Below are 22,073 nucleotides of genomic sequence, written 5' to 3'. Positions count from 1 at the left end.
GTCAGCCGAAGACGCCGAACTCGTACAGCGAGTAGCCGTATCCGGTGCCGCGTTCGGTGCCGTGGACGCGGACGTAGCGGCCGGTGCCGGTCACGTCGAGGTCGTCGACTCCGCCGTCGCCGCCGGTGACGGTGCGTACGGTGGTCCAGTTCTGCCCGTCGTCGGAGGTCTGCACGGTGTAGGACCGTGCGTACGAGGTCTCCCACACGAGCTGGACGTGCCGGAAGGTGGTGCGGGTGCCGAGGTCGACGCGGAGCCACTGCGGGTCGCTCCAGTCGCTGGCCCAGCGGGTGGCGAGGTTGCCGTCGACCGCGTTGGCCGCGGTGCAGGGGCAGTCGCCGTAACTCGCCTGGTACGAGGAGGCGGTGGCCGGCCGGCCGAGGGCGAGGTTGGTGCCGTCGACCGGGGGCGGCACGACCCGCGCCGAGAGGGTCTCGACGCCGACGTTGCCCTTGCCGTCGGTGGTCTTGACGTACAGCTTCCACACGCCGGGCCGGTCGGGCGCGGTGACCCGGAGCCGGCCGCCGCCGAGGTTCGTGACGGGCAGCGGGGTCAACTGGCTGCTCTGGTCGATGTAGTTGCTGTTCGCCAGCACCTCGTGGGAGAGAGTGTCGCCGTCGGGGTCGGTGACGTTCACGGTGAGGACGAGGTCCTTGCCGGCAGGCACCCGGCCCGGGTCGCCCTCGACGCCGAACGAGGTGATGACGGGCGGGGTGTTGTCCCGGGAGGTGTCGCCGCCGTAGGCCCGCTTGACGGCGTAGTAGGAGAGCCGCTTCTGTCCGGCGGGCAGCAGGTTGAACCAGATGCCGCCGAAGTCGTACTCGGTGCCGTAGTGGAAGAGGGTCGCGCCGAGGGCGACGCCCCGGTGTCCGGTGACGCAGTTCCAGGCCCGGGTGTAACCGTCGGCCTTGGCCCGGTCGGTGGGCTCGCGCGGGACGCCGTTGGCGTCGTCGGGGACCTCCCACTCGCCGGCCGGGCCGGACTCGGTGACGATGTAGGGCTTGGTGTAACCGCCCCGTTCCCAGGCCGACTTGATGTCACAGACGGCGTCGTAGGCGTTGACGGCGTACAGATCGAGGTCGGGCGCGTTGCGCTGGTAGTAGGGCCAGGCTCCCACCCAGGCGTCGGTGGAGGTGACGGGGTGGTTGGGGTCGACTGCGTGGATCTTCCGGGCGACGTCGTTGACGAAGGACGTGTAGGCATTGCGCTGGCGCTCCAGTTGGTCGCCGCCGTAGCAGTTCTGGAGACCGAGGACGGACTCGTTGCCGACGTTCCACATCAGGACGCCGGGGTGCTCCTTGTACTCCTGGACCCAGCGCGGGAACTCGTCGAGCATCCGGCCCTTGTAGTCGGCGTCGTTGACGTAGTCGACGCAGCCGCCGCTGCCCGGTCCGCCTCCGGGCTGGAGCCAGAAGCCGGCGATGACCTTGACGCCGTGGGCGGCGGCGGAGTCAAACAGGGTCCGGCTGCTCGCGTCGGTGCCCCAGGTGCGGATGGTGTTGGCGCCGAGGGAGACCAGATCGGGCAGGTACCGGCCGGCGTCCGCCGGGGACGGTCCCCAGGTCAGGCCCTTGATCTGGTACGGGCGGCCGTCGACGGTCAGTTGCCAGTCACCCTGGCCGCCGGTGACCCGGACGACGCTGCCCGCGGCCTGCGCCGCCGGTGCGGGAAGGGCGGTGAGGGCGCCGAGGGTGAGCAGCCCGGCGGTCAGGGTGGCGGTTGCTCTGCGGTGGGGGGTACGGGGTCGGCTCACGGGGGTCCCTTTCGGGTACGGGGGTGTGGGGGCGGTGCCGTACTGCTGGGGGCGGTGCCGAGTTGCGGGGCGGGGCGTCGGTGGGGGGCGTTGCCAGGTCGGCGCGGGAGGGGGCGTCGGGGTACGGCCGGTTCCGTGGCAGGGCGGGCGTTGCCGCCGCGCCGGGTACGGAACCGGCCGGTGGGTCAGGGCAGTTCGTAGTGCTCGTTCAGGGCCGCCCCGGCCTCGGGGTGGTTCTGGTCGTAGCCACGCGCGTCACACTGCAGTCCGCCGACGAGGCAGTGGTCGACCATGGCCTTCAGGGTGGGGACGTCCCAGGCGTTGAAGAAGTCGTAGTGGAACGAGTGACTGGGACCGCTGGCCAGGGTCACCCGGGAGAGATCGCCGTTGACCGGGAACGCCATCTTGAACTCGATCATCGGCAGGGCGACCGGGTGGTCGGCCGGACAGATGTTGTTGTTCGTCCCCGGGTTGACCACCGGGTACGCCATGTGGCTCAGGTGGTCGGGGGTGTCCAGGTACCGGCCGTCCCAGCAACTGGGCGCCTGGAAACGGATGTTGAGCTGGACGTCCCGTCGGTCGGGGCAGTTGGTCGGGAACTCGACGTTGAAGAAGCTGTCGCCGCACTCCCATCCCTCGACGAAGCCCGGGTGGGAGCGGAACTCGGCGGCGCTCTGCATCGGGCTGCCCACGAGGAACCGCAGCCCCTGCGGGAAGGGCCGCACGCTGGTGTAGTCGGTGACGCCGGCCTTGTAGTAGATGACCTGCGGTCCGACGGGCAGGACCGGGCGGCCGTTGTCGAACAGGGTCGGCATCCAGTACCCGGACCGGTCGCCGGGCGCGACGCAGGTGGTGCCGCCGGCGGCGAGCGAGGCCGTGGTGCTGTGGGCGTTGGTGGTGGTGTTGCCCATGAAGGTGTGGTCGTGCGACGCGCCGGGCTGCCGCGGGAAGACGATCGGGTCGTCGGGTGCGGTGTGCGTCACCGAGCAGTTGGCCTGGAACTCGTGGAAGTACCGGTGGGGCGGCTCCTTCTTGGACGGGGTGACGCCGGTGACCGGCGGGACGGCGGGGATGTAGCCGTCGCCGTCGGGGTCCTCGGCCGAGTGGTCGGCGGAGGCGGCCATGGTGTGCCCGCCGTGCCCGGCCTGAGCGGCCTGCAGGGTCTGCACGGCCGGGACGTCCGAGGCGGTGGGGGCGGTGGCCCCGGCGGTGGTGGCGACGGTGCCGATGCCGATCGAGGTCAGCAGCAGTGCGCTCGCGATGAGGGTGCCGGAAAGGACTTTCGATCTCCGTGGCATGGAGACCTCCTGAACTCGTCGATGAGTCTCCGGGAGAGCGCTCTCCCAGTGCCGGAGTGTTGAGGCCCCGGCGGGAGGGTGTCAAGGGTTCCGGCAGAAGGATCAACGGGGAGTCAACGGGCTTTTAGCCCCCACTTGTTGAACGCAGGACAGCGGAAACGTCCGCGGCCCTTGACGTGTCGTTCACATGGATGAAGCATGCCTGCCAAGAGAGCGCTCCCCCACCCCCACATCGTTCATTTTCCGAACAGGAGAGCCGCCCCCCATGTCCTCTTTCCCCACGGGCTCCCCCACGGGCCCCTCCCGGGACTCCGACGCCGCCCGGACCCCCTCCCTGCGCCGGCGTACGCTCCTCGGCGCCGCCGCCGCGGCCCCGGTGCTGGCCGGTCTGGCCGGCGCCGCGCCCGCGTCCGCCGCGGGCTCCGGCGCACGCCCGCGCACGCTGGCCGGCGGTGGCGACCTCGGGCCCAACGTCCTGGTCTTCGACCCGTCGACGCCCGACATCCAGGGCACGCTGGACCGGATCTTCCGGCAGCAGGAGTCGGCGCAGTTCGGCACCGGCCGCTACGCGCTGTTCTTCAAGCCGGGCACCTACCACGGCCTCAACGCCCAGCTCGGCTTCTACACCTCCATCGCCGGCCTCGGCCTCTCCCCCGACGACACGACGATCAACGGTGACGTCACGGTCGACGCGGGCTGGTTCGACGGCAACGCCACCCAGAACTTCTGGCGTTCGGCGGAGAACCTCGCCCTGGTCCCGGTCAGCGGCACCAACCGCTGGGCGGTCTCGCAGGCGGCGCCCTTCCGGCGCATGCACGTGCGCGGCGGCCTCAACCTCGCCCCCGACGGCTACGGCTGGGCGAGCGGCGGCTACATCGCCGACAGCCGCATCGACGGCGCGGTCGGCCCGTACTCGCAGCAGCAGTGGTACACGCGGGACAGTTCGGTCGGCGGCTGGATCAACGCCGTCTGGAACATGGTCTTCTCCGGCGTCGAGGGCGCCCCCGGCCAGAGCTTCCCCGACCCGCCGTACACGACGCTGGACACCACGCCGGTCTCCCGCGAGAAGCCGTTCCTGTACCTCGACGGCGAGGAGTTCCGGGTCTTCCTGCCGGAGAAGCGGACCAACGCCCGCGGCGTCTCCTGGGGCAACGGCACCCCGCGCGGCACCTCGCTGCCACTGACCCAGTTCCACGTGGCCCGCCCCGGCGACTCGGCGGCCACCCTCAACCAGGCGCTCCGAGAAGGGCTCCACCTGCTGCTGACGCCGGGCGTCTACCGGCTGGACGGCACGATCGAGGTGGACCGCGCCGACACCGTCGTCCTCGGACTCGGCTACGCCACGCTCATCCCCGACAACGGGGTCACCGCGGTGCGGGTCGCCGACGTGGACGGCGTCCGGCTGGCCGGCTTCCTCGTCGACGCGGGCCCGGTCAACTCCGAGGTCCTGGTGGAGGTCGGGCCGCAGGGCGCCTCGCGGGACCACTCGGCCAACCCGACCACCGTCCAGGACGTCTTCGTACGCATCGGCGGCGCGGGCCCCGGCAAGGCGACGCACAGCCTGGTCGTCAACAGCCGGCACACCATCGTCGACCACACCTGGATCTGGCGTGCCGACCACGGCGACGGCGTCGGCTGGGAGACCAACCGGGCCGACTACGGCGTCGTGGTCAACGGTGACGACGTGCTGTGCACCGGGCTGTTCGTCGAGCACTTCAACAAGTACGACGTCCAGTGGAACGGCGAGCGGGGCCGCACGATCTTCTACCAGAACGAGAAGGCGTACGACGCCCCCGACCAGGCCGCCATCCAGAACGGCTCGCTCAACGGGTACGCCGCGTACAAGGTCGGCGACCACGTGACCGAGCACGAGGGCTGGGGGATGGGCAGTTACTGCTACTACAACGTCAACCCGTCCATCGTCCAGCACCACGGCTTCGCCGCCCCCGAACGCCCCGGCGTCCGCTTCCACGGCCTCCTGGTCGTCTCCCTGAGCGGCAACGGCCAGTACGAACACGTCATCAACAACACCGGCGCCCCAACCTCGAGCGACTCCACCATCCCGTCGACGGTGGTCTCGTACCCCTGACGAGCCGCTCGCCTGGACCGGCCCGCCCCACCGGGGAGCGGCCGGCCCACGGCGCACCACCAACGATCCCGCGAGCGGCGGCCGGTCCGGAGCAGGGCCGGCCGCCGCCGGAACCGGGGACACCACCGGCCTCCGCCGGACGTCACCCGCGCGCTCCGGGCTGTTGGCCGACGCCTCAACCGCCAGGTAATCCGGTGGCGTAGGCGAAACGAAGCCCACACCCTGTCACCGTGACAGAGATGAAGCACCAGATCCGCGCCCGGTACACCGACTCCACCGTCACCGTCTACCAGGCGTACGCGCCGGAGATCGGGCTCCCGTCCGCTCGGGACGGGCGGTTTCCCGGGGCGTGGCGGCGGGGGCGGATGACGTGGGTCAAGCCGTCCTTCCTCTGGATGATGTATCGGTGCGGGTGGGGGACCAAGGAGGCTCAGGAGGTCGTGCTCGCGGTCGAGATCGAGCGAGCCGGGTTCGAGTGGGCCTTGGAACGGGCCTGTCTGTCGCACTACGCGCCGGGGCCGCACGCCGACCGGCACGCCTGGAAAAGGGAGTTGAGGCGGGCGTCGGCGCGGGTGCAGTGGGACCCCGAGCGCGATCTGCACCTGCGTCCGCTTCCGCACCGGTCGTTGCAACTCGGGCTCTCCGGCGAAGCCGCACGCCGCTACGCCGACGAATGGACGGTCTCCATCACCGACGTCACCGACCTCGCCCACGAGATCCACCGGCACGTGAAGGACGGCGACCTCGACGCCGCCCGGCGGCTTCTGCCGGGGGAACGGCCTTACCCGGCGGGCGACGGGCTGCTGAATCACCTGTGCCCGTCGGGACCCGGTCGACCGGAGGCCGTCGCCCGCTCCGCCGGGTGAGCTGGGTACCGCCTCGTGCCTCGGGGCGCGGATATCGCGGGAGTCTCCTCAGCCGAGGATGAGCGTGCCTCCGGAAGCCGTGGCGAGGTCGACTCCGAAGGCGGCCGACGGGCGTGTGGGCGCCAGGTCTGCCTTCACTGCGGGCGAGGCGGGGGGGCGGTCGGCTGCCGTGAGCCGGATGCCCGCCAGATGGCTCGCCGCGCGGCGATGAATTCGCCTGAGGGCGCCCCCGCCGAGCTGATGTCCCTCGCGTTGCCGGGGCGACTGCCCAACTGGAACGTACGGCTGCTGTGTTGGGGGACCGGCATGATGACGGCGACCTCCGCGCTGCTCGCGGTGGAGGCGCGGTATGCCGGGTAACGGCGGGTGGCGGGACAGCCGCGTACGAAGAAGAGCACGGAGGCGAGCTGACCGGTGGACCGCCGTGGCCGGAAGGGGACTCCGGGCGGAGAGGCCCGCCGTATAGTCCCGGGCCATGCCCGAACCCCTGCACCGGCCCTCCCTCTGGCGCAACCATCAGTTCCTCCTCCTGGCATCGGCCCGGGTCGTGTCGGTGATGGGGAACGGCTTCGCCCGGGTGGCGCTCGCCTTCGCCGTCCTGTCCCTGCCGGGAGCCAGTCCGGGGCGGCTGTCGCTGGTGCTGGCCTGCCAGACCGTGCCCCAGTTGCTGTTCATCCTCTGGGGCGGCGTGCTCGCCGACCGCATGTCCCGCTCACGGCTCATGGCGATGGCGGACATCCTCGGCGCCGGGGCGTACGGCGGACTGGCGGCGCTGGTGCTCACCGGGGACGCACCGCTGCTCCTCCTCTGCGCGCTCACCGTGGCCGCCGGTACCGCCACGGCGCTCTTCTCCCCCGCGATGGACGGCGCCGTGCCCCTGGTCGTGCCGGCCGCGCGGCTCCAGGAGGCCAACGGCCTGCTCCGGGTGGGCACCAACATCTCCCTGCTGCTGGGCCTCGCCCTCTCCGGCGTGGCGGTCGCCTCGATGGGCGCCGGCTGGGCACTCGCCCTGAACGCGCTCTCCTTCGGGGTCAGCGCGGTGCTGACATGGCTGCTGCGGATCGGTGAGCGTCCGCCGAGGAAGACGTCCGGGTGGACGGATCTGCGGGAGGGCTGGCGGGAGTTCGCCTCGCGCCAGTGGCTGTGGGTGGTGGTCGGCCAGTACACCCTCGTGGTGGCCGCGCTGAACGCCTTCGCGGGGGTGCTGGGCCCGCTGGCCACCCAGGAGGGGCTGGGAGGGGCGCGTGCCTGGTCGGTGATCGTCGCCGCGCAGGCCCTCGGGGCCGTCGTGGGCGCCGGTCTGGCTGCTCGGGTGCGGGTGGGGCGGCCGATCCTGGTGGCGGTGCTGGCGACGCTGCCGATGGCCGCGCCGATGGCCCTGATGGGAGCGGGGGCGCCGGTGTGGCTGATCGCGGCGGCGATGTTCGCCTCGGGTCTCTCGACCGACGTCTTCGCCGTCCTGTGGTCGACCACCATGCAGCGGGAGGTGCCGGAGGAGGTGCTGTCCCGGGTGATCTCGTACGACTGGTTCGGTTCCCTCGCCTTCGCGCCGCTGGGCCTGCTCGTGGCGGGGCCGGCCGCCGCGACCTGGGGTACCGGGCCGGTCCTCGTCGCCTGCTCCGCCGTGATCGTCGTCGCCACGCTGGCGGCCCTGGCGGCCCCGCAGGTACGCGCTCTCCGCACCCGCGCCCCGCTCGACCGGCCCGCGCCCCTGCCCCTGGGGTCCCCGGACGCCCAGCCCGCGGGTGGCGAGGCGGTGGGCTGACGAGAAGGGCGGGCGGCCTCCTCAGCGGCGGTGGACGGTGACCGCGTAGCCGCCGTTGTCGTAGGGGTCGGCGTCCCAGGTGGCGAAGCGGTCGACGAGGGTGAGGCCGGCCGCGGCGCAGTGGTCGTCGTACTCGGGCAGGGTGAGGCCGGGCGGGACGGGCAGGTGGGCCTCGTCGAGGCCGAAGCCGGCGACGAACAGGCCACCGGGGCGCAGGACCGAGGCGAGCCGGCGGACGACTTCGGCCTCGGTGCCGGGGGCGAGCAGCGGGAGGACGTTGCCCGCGGCGACGACGAGGCCGAAGTCGGCCGCGAGGCCGAGCCGGTCCGCCTCGAACTCGGCCAGGTCGGCCTGGTGCCACGGGAGTTCGGGGGCTCGCTCGCGGGCGACGGCGAGCATGGAGGCGTCGAGGTCCACGCCGACGCAGTCGTAGCCGAGCTGGGCGAGCCGGATCATGACCCGCCCGGTACCACACCCGGCGTCGAGCACCCGGGCCCCCTCCGGTACGAGGGCCGCGCAGAACCGAGCCTCGCCGTGCATGTCCTTGCCACTGCGGGCCAGCGCCGCAAAGCGTTCGGCGTAGTCCTGGCCGGTCTTCTCCCCGGTGAGCTGCCTCCATCGACTCATGACGCCCACTATAGGTCGGGCCGTCACGCCGGAAGCCGGGCCGATGCGGCACGAGGACCGAGCCGCCGACCGGGTCCTCGCCACGCTACCGCGCTGGTCAGCGCGCCAAGGGACTACGTGACGCCGGAACTCCGTGCGGGTGGCTGCCATGGGGATGAGCCATGACAAACGTCGCTCGCGTCCTCGGCGGCCCAGCCGTAGCCGCACAGTGCGGACTCGTCTCGGCGCGGATACGGCGGGTCAGGCACCCCCACCGTCACTTTCAGCTCAATACAGTTATACAGAGCGACTTCCATGTCACTTCAGCAGCCTCTGTGTGCTTCAACGCCACTCCAGGAACACGGTGTCGTTGGTCAAGGAATCAGCGGAGACAGGAACCGCAGACCGTTCTCCCAAGGTCGACACCACCCTGAAGTCGCACAGGCCCAACGGCTGCCCCGAGCGGTCGTTGGGCGAGTGAACGGACGCGATGAACTTCTCACCATCCGCCGAGACCACCATCCCCTCGGCGGCCCTCCGGTCGTCCTCGCGGACCACGGTGACGGCATTCCCCTCGGCGCACGGCCACTACGGGCATCCACGGTCCGGAAATTGCCGGACTGAGTACGGCACAGGACCCGTTCGTCCCCGACCCAGCCGACGACGCCGACGCACCCACTGAAAAGGGTGGCGGAGCGGCCCGATGCGGCGGTGAGCGGTCCTGAGGAGTCCAGGGTGTGGAAGACGTGCCCTTAGATCTTCGGCGCGGTCGCGGTGAGGCGGCGGCCGTCGGGAGCGAGGTGGACCATATTCGCCTGGACGGCGCGCGGTGGCTTCCCGGTGACGGTCAGGGGGAGGTCGTACCCGATCGCCGGGCCCTCGTACTGCGGCGTCACCGACCTACGCTCCGGCCCCGGCAAGACGGTGTGGGCCGCGGTCGACACCACGCCGGCCAAACCTGCTCCCCCGCCGGAACGCCCGGGACCGGGGCCACGTGAACCGTGCCGTGCCCTCGGACAGGGTGACTCGGAGTATCCGTCGCGGGCGCCGGACGATCACGGAGCAGGTTTCGCTTCCGTCATGCGTCACCAGTCGTTCCCCGGCCCTTCACGACTGGACGGGCCACCGGACACCGGCCATCGACCATCGGGCACCGGGCACCGGCTGCCCCTACTCGGCTTGCGGCATCGTGAGCCGGGCGGCAACGGAGGCGAACCAGCCGCTGGGGCCGTACGGGGCCGGAGGATCGATCTCCATTCCCAGCTCGGCGGCGGCCAGGGCGCAGTCCGACTCGTCCAAGTCCAGGGCGAGGAGTTCATGCAGCTCACCGACGAGCCGGGCGACGAGTTGCGGGGCGGTGGTCGTGCGGTAGTCGTCGACAGCGGCGTCGTGGTCATCGAACTCGTCCGGCATGTCCTGGGAAAACCAGCCGCCGAGGAACTGCCCGAGTTCCGGGAAGCGCGCGGACCACTCCCAGCGGGTCTCGGGCACGGCCGGAGGCGGCACCGCACCCTCCGTGATGCTGTGCTCGATGTGGTCGGCCAGGCAGTGGAGCCACTGCTGGATCTCGCTCTGGGGCAGCCCCACATCGGGGAGGGCATAGAACTCCCCCAGCCTCAGGCGCAGCCGTCCCGGCGGGTGCTCGGCGTACTCGCGCAACTGTCGCTCGGCGACGGCCAGCGCCCACGGGCGGGTGTGCCAGGTGTGCCGCAGGTAGGCGATCAGCGCCCGGCTGGGGCGCTGCGGGGTGTCGTCGGCCGGCTGTCCGGCGTAGGCGCGGATCACCTGGTCCAGCTCGCCGTAGCGGCGGTCGTGCTCTCGGGGGCTCAGGGGCATGGTGATCAGCCTCTACGGGTCGCTAAAGGTAGATGGGGAACGTGGCGTGTACGACGAAGCCGTGCGGACGGGACGCGTCCCGTTTGAGGACCACGCGGGCGGCCCGTACGTCGACGGGCTCCCGCCCCGCGAGCATCATCGCCTGCAGCAGCACCCGGCCGACCGGCTCCGCCCGGGACGGCCAGGACGCCTCGATGGTCAGGCGGGGACGTGTGGACCGGGCGAGCCAGCGGTGGATGACCTGCTCGTTCGCGGTGACGACCCGTTGGGTGGCCCACTGGGCGGTTTCGCGGTCCGGATAGGTTGATGTGGCCGTACGTACGGGGCGACTCTCAGGCACGGTTACCACCTTGCACGGGAAGAGGCGAACGGACGCCGCCGATGTGATCAGGAGATCCCGCTTCCCCGGGGTCCGAGTGCATGCGTACCTCACCTCGCCTCGCCGCCGCGCCGGCGAGGATGTGGATCAAGCGAGCCAGTGACAGCGCACCGACCGGATCATCCGCATACCTTGGCATTTGCACGGGACCGACCTCGTCCAGGAACACTTCCTCGCGTGCCAGGACGAATCCCATCGTGAGCAGGGCCGCCCGGCCGTTGCCGTCGTCGAACGGGTGGAAGAAGCACACGTCCAGGTAGGCGCGTGCTGCCCGAGCCGGAAGAGGGACGTTCGTGACGGTCGCGGTGGCTTGGGAAAGGCACTCTTCGAACTGCCCGGGTGTCTCCCCGCACACGCCGTACCGTTCACGTCCCCTCTTGGCGAAGGCCGGGAGTCTGCGGAACGCCACGTCCGGGCGGCCGAGGATCAGCTTCTGCCATCCGACGAGGAGGCCGAGGCCGAGCCGCCGGTCGGCCGCAGCGTCCGACTGAGCCAACCGCCAGGCTGCCCGCATCCGGTCCCCCCGCGTCGTGTCACCGCGTCCGTCGCGCGCGCCCGCGACCGCGTCGATGGCGTCACGAGTGCCCCGAACCGGGCCGACCAGTTCGTCCGAGGCGTCGTGCCATGCGATCTGCGAGCGCACCCGGAGCCAGCTCTGGAGGTCGTCATGCACCGTGCCCTCCGATGACCTGCCCAGCGCGGCCGACCACCTCCGCGTCGGGGGCGACCCAGCTTTCGAACTCGAAGTCCACAACCTCATCGGCCAGTTCCTCGGCCTCCGCGGGAGACATTCCTGTCGACTCGAGGTACCAGGTGAGCGCTTGCGCACAGGCGCCGAGCCATGTCTCGCCGGCTCCGGTGCGTTCCACGACGAGTGTCACGAGCGGCGCGACGGCGCGTTCGCGCAACCGCCGTGTCTCCTCGTCATCCACGTCCGGTCCGGGAGCGAACTCCGCAAAGAGAGAGGCGAGTTCCTCAAGCCAAGCGCGCCATTGGAGCAGGGCGCTGGTGTACCGCTTCACCTGCTGATCGAGTTCACCGCTGCCGAGACCGCTCGTCGGCAGGCTTCTGATGATCGCCCCTGAGTCGGGGTGCTCGTCCACGGCGTTGTACCAGCCGAAGGCCCACGAACCGTAGTGCTCGGCAAGACCCCGGGCGATCGAGTTGGCCGACCGCTGACCCCGCGGTCTCCCTGACTCGGAGTCCGGCGAGGACACCACCCCACGCACCACGTCGGGCGCCTGATCGGAGTCGAACGGATGCGTGGTCGGATCGACGTCCCGCCACGTCATCGATGTCGGGTACCACTCGGAACTGATGATTACTCCTGGTGTCTGCATATCTGCGCATGGGTGCCGCTAGGACTGTGACGGCTTTTCCGGCATCGACGTCAGGACGACGAACGGAGGGTCGAGCGACTCATCGTACTTAACGATGGTTTTCACACCCTTTACGTCGATGGCCTCGGCCTCCAAGCCCTTGTTCTTGAATCCCTCGTTGTTCACGTCATTGGGTTTCTTGGTCACACTTCGGCCACTGTATTCGCCGTTCGGCGCGGTCGTGTAGACCGGCAGCCTGAGATCGTTGTTCTCCGCCTTCGGGGGACGCCCAAGCCATTCCCTGATCTCGGCCGAGTTCTGGTCGATGTTGTACTGAGTCAGCTTCTGGGCCCGCTCCGCCGAAGTGAAAGTGGACGCGGCGGCGATGGACGGCCTGCCGTGGGGCCACGCAGGCGTCGGAGAGGTGCCCTGATCCCGCAGTCGCTGAGCAAGCTGCTCGTCCGTTTTCCCCACATGCCTGTCGAGGGTGTGGCTCCCGTTCATCCATTCATGGTCGGCCAGCTCCACCTTGTAGACACCGTTCTTGGTGTCCTCCGGGTCGGTCCAGCGATGCTCGGTCTTGAAATCGTTGAGCGCCCGCATCCCGAAGCCCTGGGCCCGCGCCTCTTGGGCCTCGAACTTCGGGGCGCTCCGGTGTGCCTCGTCCAAGGGGCCCATGAGCGCGTCGAGTTTCGGCACGAGCGCGTCGACCCGTCGGTTGTACTCGGTGACGATCGCGTTCAGCCTGGCGGTGTTCATGTTCAGGACGATGCCCTGGCCCAGTTGGGACGCGCCCTTCGCGATGCTCTTGCCCAGCCCTTTGACCAGGCCCTTGACGTCGTCCATGCCGACGCCGTCCTTGAGGTTGACCTCGACCTTCGGAATCGCCTCGCGCACGGCTTCGATGTAGACGTCCCACACCTCGCCGTTGAGGTATACGGCCGCCTCCGCGAATTCGTACAGGAGGTCGCCGACTTTCCGAGCCGTGTCGAACAGCACGGTCATCACGGGGTGGTTGGCGGTCTGCGAGGCGGAGCTGTCGTGTCTCCACTGGTAGGTCTCGCGGTTGCCACCCCAAGATGTCGTGCCCCACAGCGAGCTGCAGAAATGGCGCATCGCGTCGTGCCACTCGCTGTTGCTCTGCTGGGTGATGCTGCCGACGTTCCCGGTCAGCGCGCTCTCCGCCGTGGAGAGTGGGGTGGTCGTCGCCATCCACGCCTGGGACAGCGAATTCAGATAGTGCTGTTGCGGGAACGGATAGACCTCAGCGACCTTGCCCATCCGGAAGGCGTGTTTCACCACCGGTCTCAGTACGTCCCGGATCGGCTCGGGCACCCACTCGAGGACCCTGCGGATGAAGTCGTCGCCGCCGTCGTCGTCGCCCCACTTCAGGTTCGGCACGGAGCCGTAGGCGGGCGCCTTCTCGATGACCTGCGGCGGCGGCTGGACGGCCGGCTTCGCCTTGCCCTTGGGGTCGTTGGCCGCCTCGGCCTTGGCATAGGTGTTGGCCGTCGTGGCGAAGCCGACCGCCGCGCCTCCGATGCTGACGACGCTCCTGGCCCACACTTCGAGGAAGCGGTTGCCCACTTTGACGTACGAGGTCGCGAACGCCTGGGGCGAGGTGCCGTATCCGCCGGCGTCCGGGTACTTGCGCAGATCGTCGAGCAGGCTCCTGGCGCCTCTGTCCAGCACCGTCTGCTGGCTCGCCACACCGCCGGAGACGCGGTGGAGGTCGGACGGCTTGACGTCGATGGTGCCGTTCTGGCCCGCCGGTGACGGTGTGCCCATCAACCGGCCCCCCAGCCGCGGAGCACCGCCTCGTGCGCCGCCGCGTAGTTGACGTGGCTCGTGGTCGCGCACTCGTGCAGCCACTTCTGGGCCGCCTGGAGGTCTTCGGCCGAGCGGTCCCATTCGTCGAGTTTGTCGACGAAGACCTCCCGGGCCTCCCCCTTCCAGGACAGCACGACCGGCACGACCCGGTCGTGGAGGTCGTCCAGGCTGCCGTTGAGCTTCTTGAGGATGTCCTCCAGTTCGGCGGCGAGCTCGCGGAGGGTGGCGAAGGAGACGGTGATGTGACCGTCGTCCGTACTCCCGGTCGGCATGGTTCCCCGTTTCGTAGGTGTCGTCGCGGTCACGGCAGGGAGCCTCGGAGAGGTCGTAGGAGTCAGAAGGAGTCGAGGCTGCTGCGCGGGTGGGCGGAAGCGGACGTCTCCGGGTTCGGCGTCGACAGCTTGTCGACCTCGCTGTCGATGTCCACCTGGACGCTCCGCAGCCGGGCCACCACTTCCAGCTCCTGCTCCGTGAACCCGTCCCGGCTGAGACGTACGGCCTGCTCGATGTGCCGGATCACCTCACGGATGCGCACGGCGTCCTTGGCCGCCGCCCGATGGAACTCCCGGTACGCCGTCGCCGTCGGTCCCCGCCAGCCCGCCTCGATGCTGTCGACGATCGCGTCCATGCGTTTGACCTGCTTGTTCAGGTACTCCTGCATGTCGTCGAGGTCGCCGGCCAGTGTGGTGAGGTCCCGGCTCGACACGCTCAGATCGACGCCGCCCTCGTGGCCCGCGCCTGCTCCGCGTACGCCCATGCCCCGTATCTCCGCCCCCGTGGCCTCAGCATGACAAGCCGCATGTGCACAGTGATCCTACCCATGCGCACCCTCTGGGCCGGCGCCTGACCACGGGCCCGGAAAGGACAGCCGGCGGGCAGGCGACCCGACGACATGGCGCGTGAGGTCGCATACACCTTGAGGGAGCACTGCGTCATGGCGCTGGAGATCGGTCCGGCCGGACCGCTCGGCGACAGCGGCGCCGTACTCGCGGACCCCGCGGGGGCTCGCGTGAGGAGCACGTCGAGAGGGTCCGACCGTCGGCGGTCGGCGGGATGACGACACAACGCTGTGAGGGCCCCGACCTCAAGGTCGGGGCCCTCACAGTATTTCGCTGAAGTGTCCGAGGGGGGACTTGAACCCCCACGCCCGATAAAGGGCACTAGCACCTCAAGCTAGCGCGTCTGCCATTCCGCCACCCGGACCAGGTGTCTGTCGCCGTTTCCCGGGGTGTGCCCCGCGGTGACAGGGACAACTGTACCAAGGTTTCGCAGTGCCTTTCACCTGCGTTTCCTTCGCTTCGGCACCTGTCCCCCGGTGGCTCCGCACGGGCCCCGGTCAGCCTCTTCCGTGGGCCGGGGGCGCGGCTCGGCGGCGTGGGGCGGCGGCCAGGGTCGCGGCGCGGTCCGCCGCGGTGTCCAAGGTCACGGCGTGCTCGACCAGCGGGTGCGCTGCGGCGGCCGGGATGGAGCGGGCCCGGCCACCCGCGAGGCGGACGACGACCGGGACGGCACGGCGGGTCCGGTCCAGCGCCGCGAGGACGCCGTCGGTGACCGCCTCGCCGGCGGCGGGGACGCCGGGGTCGCCGGAGACGTCCACGAGGACGGACCGTACGGACGGGTCGGCGAGGACGAGTGCGAGGGCGTCGGCCAGGGCGGGGGCCGTGAGGGTGCCGCCGGTGTCGAGGAAGCCGGCGGGACGGGCGCCCCGGCGGGCGAGCGCGTCGAGCGTCGACATGACCCGGCCGGGGCCGTCGCCGAGGACGCCGACCTCGCCGTCCAGCCGTACGTAAACGTGGCCCCGGGCGGCGGCGCGCGCCTCCAGTGGGTCGCCGGGCGGCTGCGGGGCGAGGTCAGGGCGGTGGAAGAAGGCGGTGTCGTCGAGGGTGACCTTGCCGTCGAGGGCCGTGAACGCGCCCCGTGCCGTGCGGGCGAGGGGGCTCACCTCGACGCGGAGGGCGTCCTCGCGGACCAGGACGCGCCAGAGCCGTATGAGGACGTCCACGGTGCGCGGAGGCAGTCCGGCGGCGCGTGCGATCCGGCAGGCGGCTGCGGCGGTCACGCCCTCGGCGGGGTCGACGGGGACGCGGGTGACGGCTTCGGGCCGCTGGGCGGCCAGTTCCTCGATCTCCGTGCCGCCCGCGGCGGAGGCGGCGGCGAGGACGTGGCCGGCCGCGCGGTCGAGGACGTAGGAGACGCTGAACTCCCGGTCGACGTCGACGGCTTCGGCGAGCATCACGGAGCGCACGGGGTGGCCGTTGATCTCCATGCCGAGGATGCGGCGGGCGGCGCGTTCGGCGGCGGGCGGGTCGGCGGCGAGGCGTACGCCGCCCGCCTTCGCCCGGCCGCCGGTGCGCACCTGGGCCTTGACGACGACACGCCCGCCGAGGCTCCGGGCGATCTCGCGTGCGCGTCGCGGCGTGTCGGTGACCTCGGCTCTCGGTACGACGATGCCGTGCCGAGCGAAGAGTTGCCTCGCCTGGTGTTCGTACAGATCCATCTCGGGCTCCTTGCCGGTGCGCCGCGCCGCCGGGAGCCGCACCACCGCACGCGCCGCGCACGAAAGTGCCGCACACCCCCTGGACACCACCCACCGGATGCGGGATAAACGAGCTTCATACAGTATGCGTCGACTGTATGCAATGTACGCGAGCCCGTTGGGGGGCGGTTCATGAGATGAGCGAGAGCGGGGCCGGCCGGCGGTGCGCGTCGGTCCGCCCCGAGACCCGTGCGCGCACGAAAGGACATGGACAGGGGGCGCTGGCCAGATCTTTCGAACGCAAGGGGTGTTGACCTACATGACAACCACCGATCTCACGACCTCCGTCCCTTTCCGGGAGGTGAGGGACCACAACGGTCGGGTGTACCGGATCGGCGAGTCCGACATCGACCTCATGGGACGACCTCGCAAGTGGATGGTCATCCTGCCCTGGGTCGGCATGATGGGCATCAGTTCCGCCGAGTACGCGTTCACGTCGGCGGAGGAGACGCTCCACGAGGCTCATCTGTGGAGCAGCGGGCACATCTTCTGGCTGATGGGCGTCTGGGTGTTCTTCCAGGCGGCCGTGGCCTTCCCGGCCGGGCAGTTGCGGGAGAGCGGGAAGCTCCCGGCCCGCACGGCGATGCTGCTCGGCGCGGTCGGGACCCTCCTGGGCTATCTGTCCCTGGCCTACGCGCCGCACGTGACCGTCGCGTACCTGGGCTTCGGCATGGGGAGCGGCATCGGCGCCGGCCTCGTCTACGCGACCTGCGTGAACATGGTCGGCAAGTGGTATCCGGAGCGCAAGGGCGGCAAGACGGGCTTCGTCAACGGCGGTTTCGCCTACGGCTCGGTGCCCTTCGTGTTCCTCTTCACCTCCTACATGGACCTCGGCAACTACCGGACGGTGCTCGCCTCGGTAGGCGTCTTCCTCTGCCTGGTGGTGGCGGTGGCCGGCTGGTTCTTCCGCGACCCGCCGAAGAACTGGTGGCCCTCGAACATCGACCCGCTGCGGCAGACCGACAATCCCAAGATCCGCCGGGCGCTGGAGAAGAACCCGCCCGCCGTGAAGCAGTACACCCCGAAGGAGGCCGCTCGCACTCCCGTCCTGTGGATGATGTGGTTCTGCCTGCTCTGCACGGCCGGGATCAACATCTTCGGCATCGCCTTCCAGGTGCCGTTCGGCAAGGACATGGGCTTCGCGGGCGGCATCGTGGCGACGGCGATGTCCCTCAAGGCCATCGTCAACGGCACCGGGCGCGGCGTCATCGGCTGGATCTCCGACCGCTACGGCCGCCGCAACACGCTGATCATCGTCTGTGTGGTGCTGGGCAGCGCCCAGTACGGCGTGTTGATCTCCGGGCAGATGGGCGTCATGCCGTTCTTCCTGGTCTGCTCCATGATCTCCGGCTTCGGCGGCGGGGCGATCTTCCCGCTCTTCGCGGCGATGACGGCGGACTACTTCGGCGAGAACAACAACGCCACCAACTACGGCATGGTGTACAGCTCGAAGCTGATCTCCGGGCTGGTCGGCTCCGGGATGGGCGCGGTCGTCGTCTCCGTCTGGGACTACGAGGGGGCGTTCGTCCTGGCCGGTTCGATCGGGCTGGCCTCAGCGGTGCTGGCGGTGTTCCTGAAGGCCCCGGGCAGGCCGAAGGCGACGCCGGCGGGCGCGGCCGGCACCCGCGCCCTCGGTGAGGAGGGCGCGTGAGGTGACGCCGGGGCCGGCCGCACGCCGGGCGGCCCGCGACACGACGGCGGCCCTTCCCGAGGACGCGTTCCCGCGCTCAGGGGAAGGGCCGCCGTCGTGTGCGTGCGGTCGCCGGGCCCGCTCCGCGAGGTGGACCCGGCCCGCTCCGGGCCGGGCCGTTTCGCGGACGCGGTCTAGCGGCGGCGCCTGCGCAGGGCCGCCATGTTGTCGTAGCTGATCTTCGCGTAGCGCAGCGACTGGCCGGGGTCGGTGGCGCTCGGGGCGTTGTCGTCCTCGACCATCGGGTGGTGGTAGTCGCGCTCCCCGACCCGGGAGAAGAAGCTGGTGTAGTCGATGACCCCGGTGCCGAAGGGCACCATCTCGTACCCCATGCCGTTGGTCGTGGAGACGACGCCGTCCTTGGCGTGGAAGAGGGGGTAGCGCTTGTTGTGGCGGACGACGAGGCCGGCGGGGTCGAAGACGTCGCGCCGGGTGGAGCCGTCGTGCGCCGTGTAGGTGTGGAACTTGTACTGGGCGACGTGCGCCCAGAAGACGTCCATCTCCAGCCAGACGTACTTCGGGTCCGTGACCTTGAGGAAGTACTCCAGCTTGCGGATGCCGGAGCTGCGGGTGGGGCGGCCCTGGTCGTCCTTGGGGCCGCCGTCGAGCAGGAAGCCGTAGGCACCGTCGTGGTTGTGGGTGTAGAGCTTGATGCCCTCGCGCCGGGCGATCCGGCCGAGGGCGTTCCACTTGTCGGCGGCCACGTCCCAGTCGGCGCGGTGGGAGCTGCCGGTGGGGTCGCCGCCGGTGCCCATGTGGGCCAGGCCGAGGATGTTGGCGATCTCCAGGTGCTTCTTGAAGGTGTCCAGGTCGGCGGTGGTCAGCGGCCAGGAGGACGGTATGAAGCCGTGGTTGCCCTGGGCGCGCAGGCCGTACTCGTCGAGCCAGCGGCGGAGCAGCTTGGCCCCCGCGACGGACTCCAGGCTGGCTCCGCCGGGGGCGTTGGGGTGCTGGCCGTAGCCGGCGAACTCGACCTGGCGGTAGCCGAATCGGGCCAGTTGGCGGAAGACCTCGCGGAAGCCGGAGGGCAGGTCGGTGGCGAGGGGGTCGCGGCCGGTGGCGTCGCGGACGGTGTAGAGGATGATGCCGCGCTTGGCGGCGGGGACGAGGACGTCCTTGGCGTCGCCGCGGCCATGGCCGTGGCCGTGCCCGTGGCCGTCGTGGTCTCTTCCACCGCCATGGGCCAGGGCCGGGCCGGCGCCGAAGACGGGGGCGGCGATGGCGCCGGCGGCGACGGCGGTGCAGGTGCCGAGGAGACCGCGGCGGCCGATGCCGAGGGCGCGGCGCAGTCCGTCGTCCGGTCCTCCGGCCGCGCCGTCGGGAGCGGGTCCGTTCGGGGTGGCGTCGGTGCGGGACGGGTCGGGGTACGGGGTCACGAGTGCCTGCCTTCCGGGTCGTGGCCTGCCCTGATGCCGCGGGATGCGCCGCGGGGCGGGCCGTTGTCAGTGGCGCGTGTTTCACTCTCTGTAGCTAGAAATCCGGCGGGCTTCACGGACCGTGAGCCCGTCGGGCGCAGTACGGCGCGGCGGTACAGGGCCGTGGTGTCAGCCTCAGCCGAGTCCGGCGAGCTGGAGCAGGAGCCGTTTGACGTCGGTGGCCGCGACGCGGTCGCCGAGGGAGTGGGAGGTGGAGCAGATGAGGAGCGGACCGTCGTCGTCGCTCGCGGGAAGGCGCCCGTGGCTGCCACGGATGGGTGAGGCGTCCAGGGGCACGACCGCCATGCGGTAGCGCATGCCGAGCTTCTTGCGGGCGAGCGCCGTGGCCGCCTTGACCCTGACATAGGGGTCGTGGGGGTCCATGAACAGTTCGACCGGGTCGTAGCCGGGTTTGCGGTGGATCTCGACGAGCTGCGCGAAGTCGGGCGCGCGGTCGTCGTCGAGCCAGTAGTAGTACGTGAACCAGGCGTCGGGTTCGGCGACGGCGACGAGTTCGCCGGCGCGGGGGTGGTCGAGCCGGTGGGCCTTCTTGCCCTCGTCGTCGAGGAGCCGCTCAAGGCCGGGCAGTCCGTCGAGGGCCTCGCGGACGGCGTCGTGGTCCTCGGGGCGGCGCACGTAGACGTGGGCGATCTGGTGGTCGGCGACGGCGAAGGCACGGGAGGCCATCGGGTCGAGGTACTCCATGCCGTCCTGCGTGTGCACCTCCAGCAGTCCGGCGCGGCGCAGGGCGCGGTTGATGTCCACGGGCCGGCTGACGGGGGTGATGCCGTACTCGGAGAGGACGACGACGGTGCGGCCCTCGGCTCGGGCGTCGTCCAGGAGCGGGGCCATGGCCGCGTCGAGGTCGGCGGCGGCGCGCAGGGAGCGGGGGTCGTCGGGACCGTACCGCTGGAGGTCGTAGTCGAGGTGAGGGAGGTAGCACAGGGTCAGGTCGGGCCGGCGGGTGCGCTGGATGTGACGGGTCGCGTCGATGATCCACTGGCTGGAGACGAGGTCCGCGCCGGGCCCCCAGAAGTGGAAGAGCGGGAAGGTGCCGAATCGTGCGGTGAGTTCGTCGTGGAGGTCCGGGGGGCGGGTGTAGCAGTCGGGTTCCTTGCGGCCGTCGGCGTAGTAGACGGGGCGGGGGGTGACGGTGATGTCGGTGTCGGCGCCCATCGCGTACCACCAGCAGATGTTGGCGACGGTGTAGCCGGGGTGGGCGCGGCGGGCGGCGTCCCAGAGCTTGTCGCCGGAGACGAGGCCGTTGTGCTGGCGCCAGAGCAGGACGTCGCCGAGTTCGCGGAAGTACCAGCCGTTGCCGACGACGCCGTGCCCGGAGGGCGGGAGGCCGGTGAGGAAGGTGGACTGGGCGGCGCAGGTGACGGCGGGCAGGACGGTGCCGAGGGGGGCGTGGGAGCCGGAGCGGGAGAGGGCCCTGAGGTGGGGCATGTGGTCGAGGAGGCGGGGGGTGAGGCCGACGACGTCCAGGACCAGGAGGGGGGTGGGCCCGTCGGGCCGGGTCATGGCAGTTCCTTCAGGCCGAGGTCGGTCAGCAGGTCGCGGGCGAGGGTGAGTTCGGCGGCGATCCCCTCGGTGAGCTGGGCGCGGGCACGGGGCCGCAGTTCGGGCGGGAGGGCCTGCCAGGTGTAGGTCTCGACCTCCAGGTGGCGGGTGAGCGGGTGGGGGCCGCCGACGAGGCGGGCCAGGGCGGTGCGCAGGACGGGGAGGGTGGAGGTGAGCGGTGCGGCGGGGGCCGCGTGGAGGGGGACGTGGAAGTGGGAGCGCCAGGGCGCGGTGTCGGGCAGGGCGCCGCCGGCGACGGCCTCGCCGAGGTCGTCGGTGCCGTGCCGGCCGGTGCCGGTGACGGTGCGGGTCTGGTGCAGAAAGCGGGGCTCGGCGAAGGCGGCGAGGGCGTCGCGGACCTCGGGCAGATGGGGGTGTTCGGCGTGCAGGGCGGCGGAGAGCTGGGACTTGACGATGGGGATGCCGGCCGTGGTGAGGGCGTCCACGGCGGTGTGCGGGTCCTCGAAGGAGGTGGCGAGGTGGCAGGTGTCGACGCAGATGCCGATGCGGTCGTGGCCGATGGCGGTGAGCGGGGCGATGGCGTCGCCGGTGGTCTCGACGACGCAGCCGGGTTCGGGTTCGAGGCCGACGCGGATGGAGCGGCCGGTGAGTTCGGCGAGGGCGTCGAGGCGTTCGGCGAGGGTGACGAGGGCGGTACGGGACTTCTCGGCGCGGGCGTCGTCGTAGGCGGTGCGCCAGGCGAGCGGGAGGGTGGAGATGGTGCCGTCGGTGACGTCGTCGGGCAGCAGCCCCGCGAGGACGCGGGCCAGGGAGGTGGTGTGGTCGAGGCGCTCGGGGTCGGCCCAGTCGGGGCGGTAGACGCGGTACTTGACCTCCTCGGCGCCGAAGCCCTGGTAGGGGAAGCCGTTGAGGGTGACGACCTCCAGTCCGCGCCGGTCCAGTTCGGTGCGGAGCCGGCGCAGCGCGGAGGGGTCGGTGACCAGGGCGTGGGCGGCGTCGTGGGCGAGCCACAGGCCGATGCCGAGCCGGTCGCGGCCGAGGCGGCGGCGGACGGGCTCGCAGTGGTCGCGGAGCTGGGCGAGAACGCCGTCGAGGGTCTCGGCGGGGTGGACGTTGGTGCAGTAGGCGAGGTGGACGGTGGAGCCGTCGGGGTGCCGGAAGCGCATG

Annotated in this window: 21 protein-coding genes and 1 tRNA gene; 5 read left to right on the top strand and 17 right to left on the bottom strand. The window is 71.0% G+C overall.

Going from position 1 to position 22,073, the window contains the following annotated elements; all coding sequences use genetic code 11:
• Nucleotide 1: 1 nt before the first annotated feature.
• Nucleotides 2–1,753 carry a discoidin domain-containing protein gene (locus J5Y05_RS04060; protein WP_210868340.1) on the bottom strand — a complete coding sequence of 584 codons (1,752 nt, stop codon included), beginning with the start codon at nt 1,751–1,753 and terminating at the stop codon, nt 2–4.
• 185 nt (nt 1,754–1,938) lie between these two features.
• Nucleotides 1,939–3,051, bottom strand: coding sequence for a DUF1996 domain-containing protein (locus J5Y05_RS04055; RefSeq protein WP_210868339.1), 1,113 nt, complete (start codon nt 3,049–3,051; stop codon nt 1,939–1,941).
• A 265-nt stretch (nt 3,052–3,316) separates the two neighbouring features.
• Between J5Y05_RS04055 and J5Y05_RS04050 the strand changes: the two genes are divergently transcribed.
• The 4 genes from J5Y05_RS04050 (at nt 3,317) to J5Y05_RS04035 (ending at nt 7,771) form a co-directional block, all read left to right on the top strand.
• A complete protein-coding gene (locus J5Y05_RS04050; protein ID WP_210868338.1) occupies nt 3,317–5,140 on the top strand; it encodes a pectate lyase-like domain-containing protein in 1,824 nt (607 codons plus the stop codon).
• Nucleotides 5,141–5,379: 239 nt separating this feature from the next.
• The gene (locus J5Y05_RS04045; RefSeq protein ID WP_210869685.1) at nt 5,380–6,006 is read left to right on the top strand and encodes a DUF4291 domain-containing protein; all 627 of its coding nucleotides are present in this window, start codon (nt 5,380–5,382) and stop codon (nt 6,004–6,006) included.
• 207 nt (nt 6,007–6,213) lie between these two features.
• The gene (locus tag J5Y05_RS04040) at nt 6,214–6,366 is read left to right on the top strand and encodes a hypothetical protein (RefSeq protein WP_210868337.1); all 153 of its coding nucleotides are present in this window, start codon (nt 6,214–6,216) and stop codon (nt 6,364–6,366) included.
• A 115-nt stretch (nt 6,367–6,481) separates the two neighbouring features.
• Nucleotides 6,482–7,771 (top strand): MFS transporter, encoded by a 1,290-nt coding sequence (locus J5Y05_RS04035; RefSeq protein ID WP_210868336.1) that lies wholly within the window; start codon nt 6,482–6,484, stop codon nt 7,769–7,771.
• Nucleotides 7,772–7,792: 21 nt separating this feature from the next.
• On the opposite strand, the gene J5Y05_RS04030 is transcribed toward J5Y05_RS04035, so the two are convergent.
• From J5Y05_RS04030 to J5Y05_RS03975, 12 genes are all read right to left on the bottom strand, one after another.
• Nucleotides 7,793–8,398, bottom strand: a complete 606-nt coding sequence (locus J5Y05_RS04030) for a class I SAM-dependent methyltransferase (RefSeq protein ID WP_210868335.1) — start codon at nt 8,396–8,398, stop codon at nt 7,793–7,795.
• 321 nt (nt 8,399–8,719) lie between these two features.
• The gene (locus J5Y05_RS04025; protein WP_210868334.1) at nt 8,720–8,935 is read right to left on the bottom strand and encodes a hypothetical protein; all 216 of its coding nucleotides are present in this window, start codon (nt 8,933–8,935) and stop codon (nt 8,720–8,722) included.
• A 194-nt stretch (nt 8,936–9,129) separates the two neighbouring features.
• Nucleotides 9,130–9,273, bottom strand: coding sequence for a hypothetical protein (locus J5Y05_RS04020; protein WP_210868333.1), 144 nt, complete (start codon nt 9,271–9,273; stop codon nt 9,130–9,132).
• A gap of 274 nt (nt 9,274–9,547) precedes the next feature.
• Complete coding sequence (locus J5Y05_RS04015; protein WP_210868332.1) at nt 9,548–10,213, bottom strand: contact-dependent growth inhibition system immunity protein; 666 nt, start codon at nt 10,211–10,213, stop codon at nt 9,548–9,550.
• Nucleotides 10,214–10,235: 22 nt separating this feature from the next.
• Entirely contained in the window at nt 10,236–10,553 is a 318-nt protein-coding gene (locus J5Y05_RS04010; RefSeq protein ID WP_210868331.1) for an RNase A-like domain-containing protein, read from the bottom strand.
• Nucleotides 10,546–11,265 (bottom strand): Fic family protein, encoded by a 720-nt coding sequence (locus tag J5Y05_RS04005; RefSeq protein WP_210868330.1) that lies wholly within the window; start codon nt 11,263–11,265, stop codon nt 10,546–10,548. The genes J5Y05_RS04010 and J5Y05_RS04005 overlap by 8 nt, the downstream gene beginning before the upstream one ends.
• The gene (locus J5Y05_RS04000) at nt 11,258–11,884 is read right to left on the bottom strand and encodes a hypothetical protein (protein WP_210868329.1); all 627 of its coding nucleotides are present in this window, start codon (nt 11,882–11,884) and stop codon (nt 11,258–11,260) included. Before J5Y05_RS04000 ends, J5Y05_RS04005 begins: the two co-directional genes overlap by 8 nt.
• A gap of 66 nt (nt 11,885–11,950) precedes the next feature.
• The gene (locus J5Y05_RS03995; protein WP_210868328.1) at nt 11,951–13,699 is read right to left on the bottom strand and encodes an RNase A-like domain-containing protein; all 1,749 of its coding nucleotides are present in this window, start codon (nt 13,697–13,699) and stop codon (nt 11,951–11,953) included.
• A complete protein-coding gene (locus J5Y05_RS03990; RefSeq protein WP_210868327.1) occupies nt 13,699–14,013 on the bottom strand; it encodes a WXG100 family type VII secretion target in 315 nt (104 codons plus the stop codon). Before J5Y05_RS03990 ends, J5Y05_RS03995 begins: the two co-directional genes overlap by 1 nt.
• 62 nt (nt 14,014–14,075) lie before the next feature.
• On the bottom strand, nt 14,076–14,498 hold the full coding sequence (locus tag J5Y05_RS03985; protein ID WP_210868326.1) for a WXG100 family type VII secretion target: 423 nt from the start codon (nt 14,496–14,498) through the stop codon (nt 14,076–14,078).
• Nucleotides 14,499–14,859: 361 nt separating this feature from the next.
• Nucleotides 14,860–14,944 (bottom strand) — tRNA-Leu (locus J5Y05_RS03980).
• A gap of 133 nt (nt 14,945–15,077) precedes the next feature.
• Nucleotides 15,078–16,238 (bottom strand): ATP-grasp domain-containing protein, encoded by a 1,161-nt coding sequence (locus J5Y05_RS03975; protein ID WP_210868325.1) that lies wholly within the window; start codon nt 16,236–16,238, stop codon nt 15,078–15,080.
• A gap of 298 nt (nt 16,239–16,536) precedes the next feature.
• Between J5Y05_RS03975 and J5Y05_RS03970 the strand changes: the two genes are divergently transcribed.
• Nucleotides 16,537–17,928, top strand: coding sequence for an OFA family MFS transporter (locus J5Y05_RS03970; protein ID WP_210868324.1), 1,392 nt, complete (start codon nt 16,537–16,539; stop codon nt 17,926–17,928).
• Nucleotides 17,929–18,101: 173 nt separating this feature from the next.
• On the opposite strand, the gene J5Y05_RS03965 is transcribed toward J5Y05_RS03970, so the two are convergent.
• The 3 genes from J5Y05_RS03965 to eboE form a co-directional block, all read right to left on the bottom strand.
• Nucleotides 18,102–19,343: a sugar phosphate isomerase/epimerase family protein gene (locus J5Y05_RS03965; RefSeq protein WP_210868323.1), complete on the bottom strand. Its 1,242-nt coding sequence runs from the start codon at nt 19,341–19,343 to the stop codon at nt 18,102–18,104.
• 174 nt (nt 19,344–19,517) lie between these two features.
• Entirely contained in the window at nt 19,518–20,906 is a 1,389-nt protein-coding gene (locus tag J5Y05_RS03960) for an alkaline phosphatase family protein (RefSeq protein WP_210868322.1), read from the bottom strand.
• Nucleotides 20,903–22,072, bottom strand: coding sequence for a metabolite traffic protein EboE (gene eboE / locus J5Y05_RS03955; RefSeq protein ID WP_210868321.1), 1,170 nt, complete (start codon nt 22,070–22,072; stop codon nt 20,903–20,905). Before eboE ends, J5Y05_RS03960 begins: the two co-directional genes overlap by 4 nt.
• Between the last annotated feature and the right edge of the window lies 1 nt (nt 22,073).

The sequence above is a fragment of the Streptomyces tagetis genome, from assembly GCF_018069565.1.
In the GTDB taxonomy this organism is placed as follows: Bacteria; Actinomycetota; Actinomycetes; order Streptomycetales; family Streptomycetaceae; genus Streptomyces; species Streptomyces tagetis.
The sequence above is the reverse complement of the archived record's forward strand: the minus strand, read 5'-3'. Positions and strand labels throughout refer to the sequence as shown.

Bases quoted from the DNA above. Each gene is read 5' to 3' on its own strand.
- J5Y05_RS03960 (WP_210868322.1), bottom strand. From the start codon at position 20,906: ATGACCCGGCCCGACGGGCCCACCCCCCTCCTGGTCCTGGACGTCGTC.
- J5Y05_RS03990 (WP_210868327.1), bottom strand. From the start codon at position 14,013: ATGCCGACCGGGAGTACGGACGACGGTCACATCACCGTCTCCTTCGCC.
- J5Y05_RS04035 (WP_210868336.1), top strand. From the start codon at position 6,482: ATGCCCGAACCCCTGCACCGGCCCTCCCTCTGGCGCAACCATCAGTTC.
- J5Y05_RS04045 (WP_210869685.1), top strand. From the start codon at position 5,380: ATGAAGCACCAGATCCGCGCCCGGTACACCGACTCCACCGTCACCGTC.
- J5Y05_RS03975 (WP_210868325.1), bottom strand. From the start codon at position 16,238: ATGGATCTGTACGAACACCAGGCGAGGCAACTCTTCGCTCGGCACGGC.
- J5Y05_RS04050 (WP_210868338.1), top strand. From the start codon at position 3,317: ATGTCCTCTTTCCCCACGGGCTCCCCCACGGGCCCCTCCCGGGACTCC.
- J5Y05_RS04000 (WP_210868329.1), bottom strand. From the start codon at position 11,884: ATGACGTGGCGGGACGTCGATCCGACCACGCATCCGTTCGACTCCGAT.
- J5Y05_RS03995 (WP_210868328.1), bottom strand. From the start codon at position 13,699: ATGGGCACACCGTCACCGGCGGGCCAGAACGGCACCATCGACGTCAAG.
- J5Y05_RS04040 (WP_210868337.1), top strand. From the start codon at position 6,214: ATGAATTCGCCTGAGGGCGCCCCCGCCGAGCTGATGTCCCTCGCGTTG.
- J5Y05_RS03985 (WP_210868326.1), bottom strand. From the start codon at position 14,498: ATGGGCGTACGCGGAGCAGGCGCGGGCCACGAGGGCGGCGTCGATCTG.
- J5Y05_RS04030 (WP_210868335.1), bottom strand. From the start codon at position 8,398: ATGAGTCGATGGAGGCAGCTCACCGGGGAGAAGACCGGCCAGGACTAC.
- J5Y05_RS04055 (WP_210868339.1), bottom strand. From the start codon at position 3,051: ATGCCACGGAGATCGAAAGTCCTTTCCGGCACCCTCATCGCGAGCGCA.
- eboE (WP_210868321.1), bottom strand. From the start codon at position 22,072: ATGCGCTTCCGGCACCCCGACGGCTCCACCGTCCACCTCGCCTACTGC.
- J5Y05_RS04015 (WP_210868332.1), bottom strand. From the start codon at position 10,213: ATGCCCCTGAGCCCCCGAGAGCACGACCGCCGCTACGGCGAGCTGGAC.
- J5Y05_RS03970 (WP_210868324.1), top strand. From the start codon at position 16,537: ATGACAACCACCGATCTCACGACCTCCGTCCCTTTCCGGGAGGTGAGG.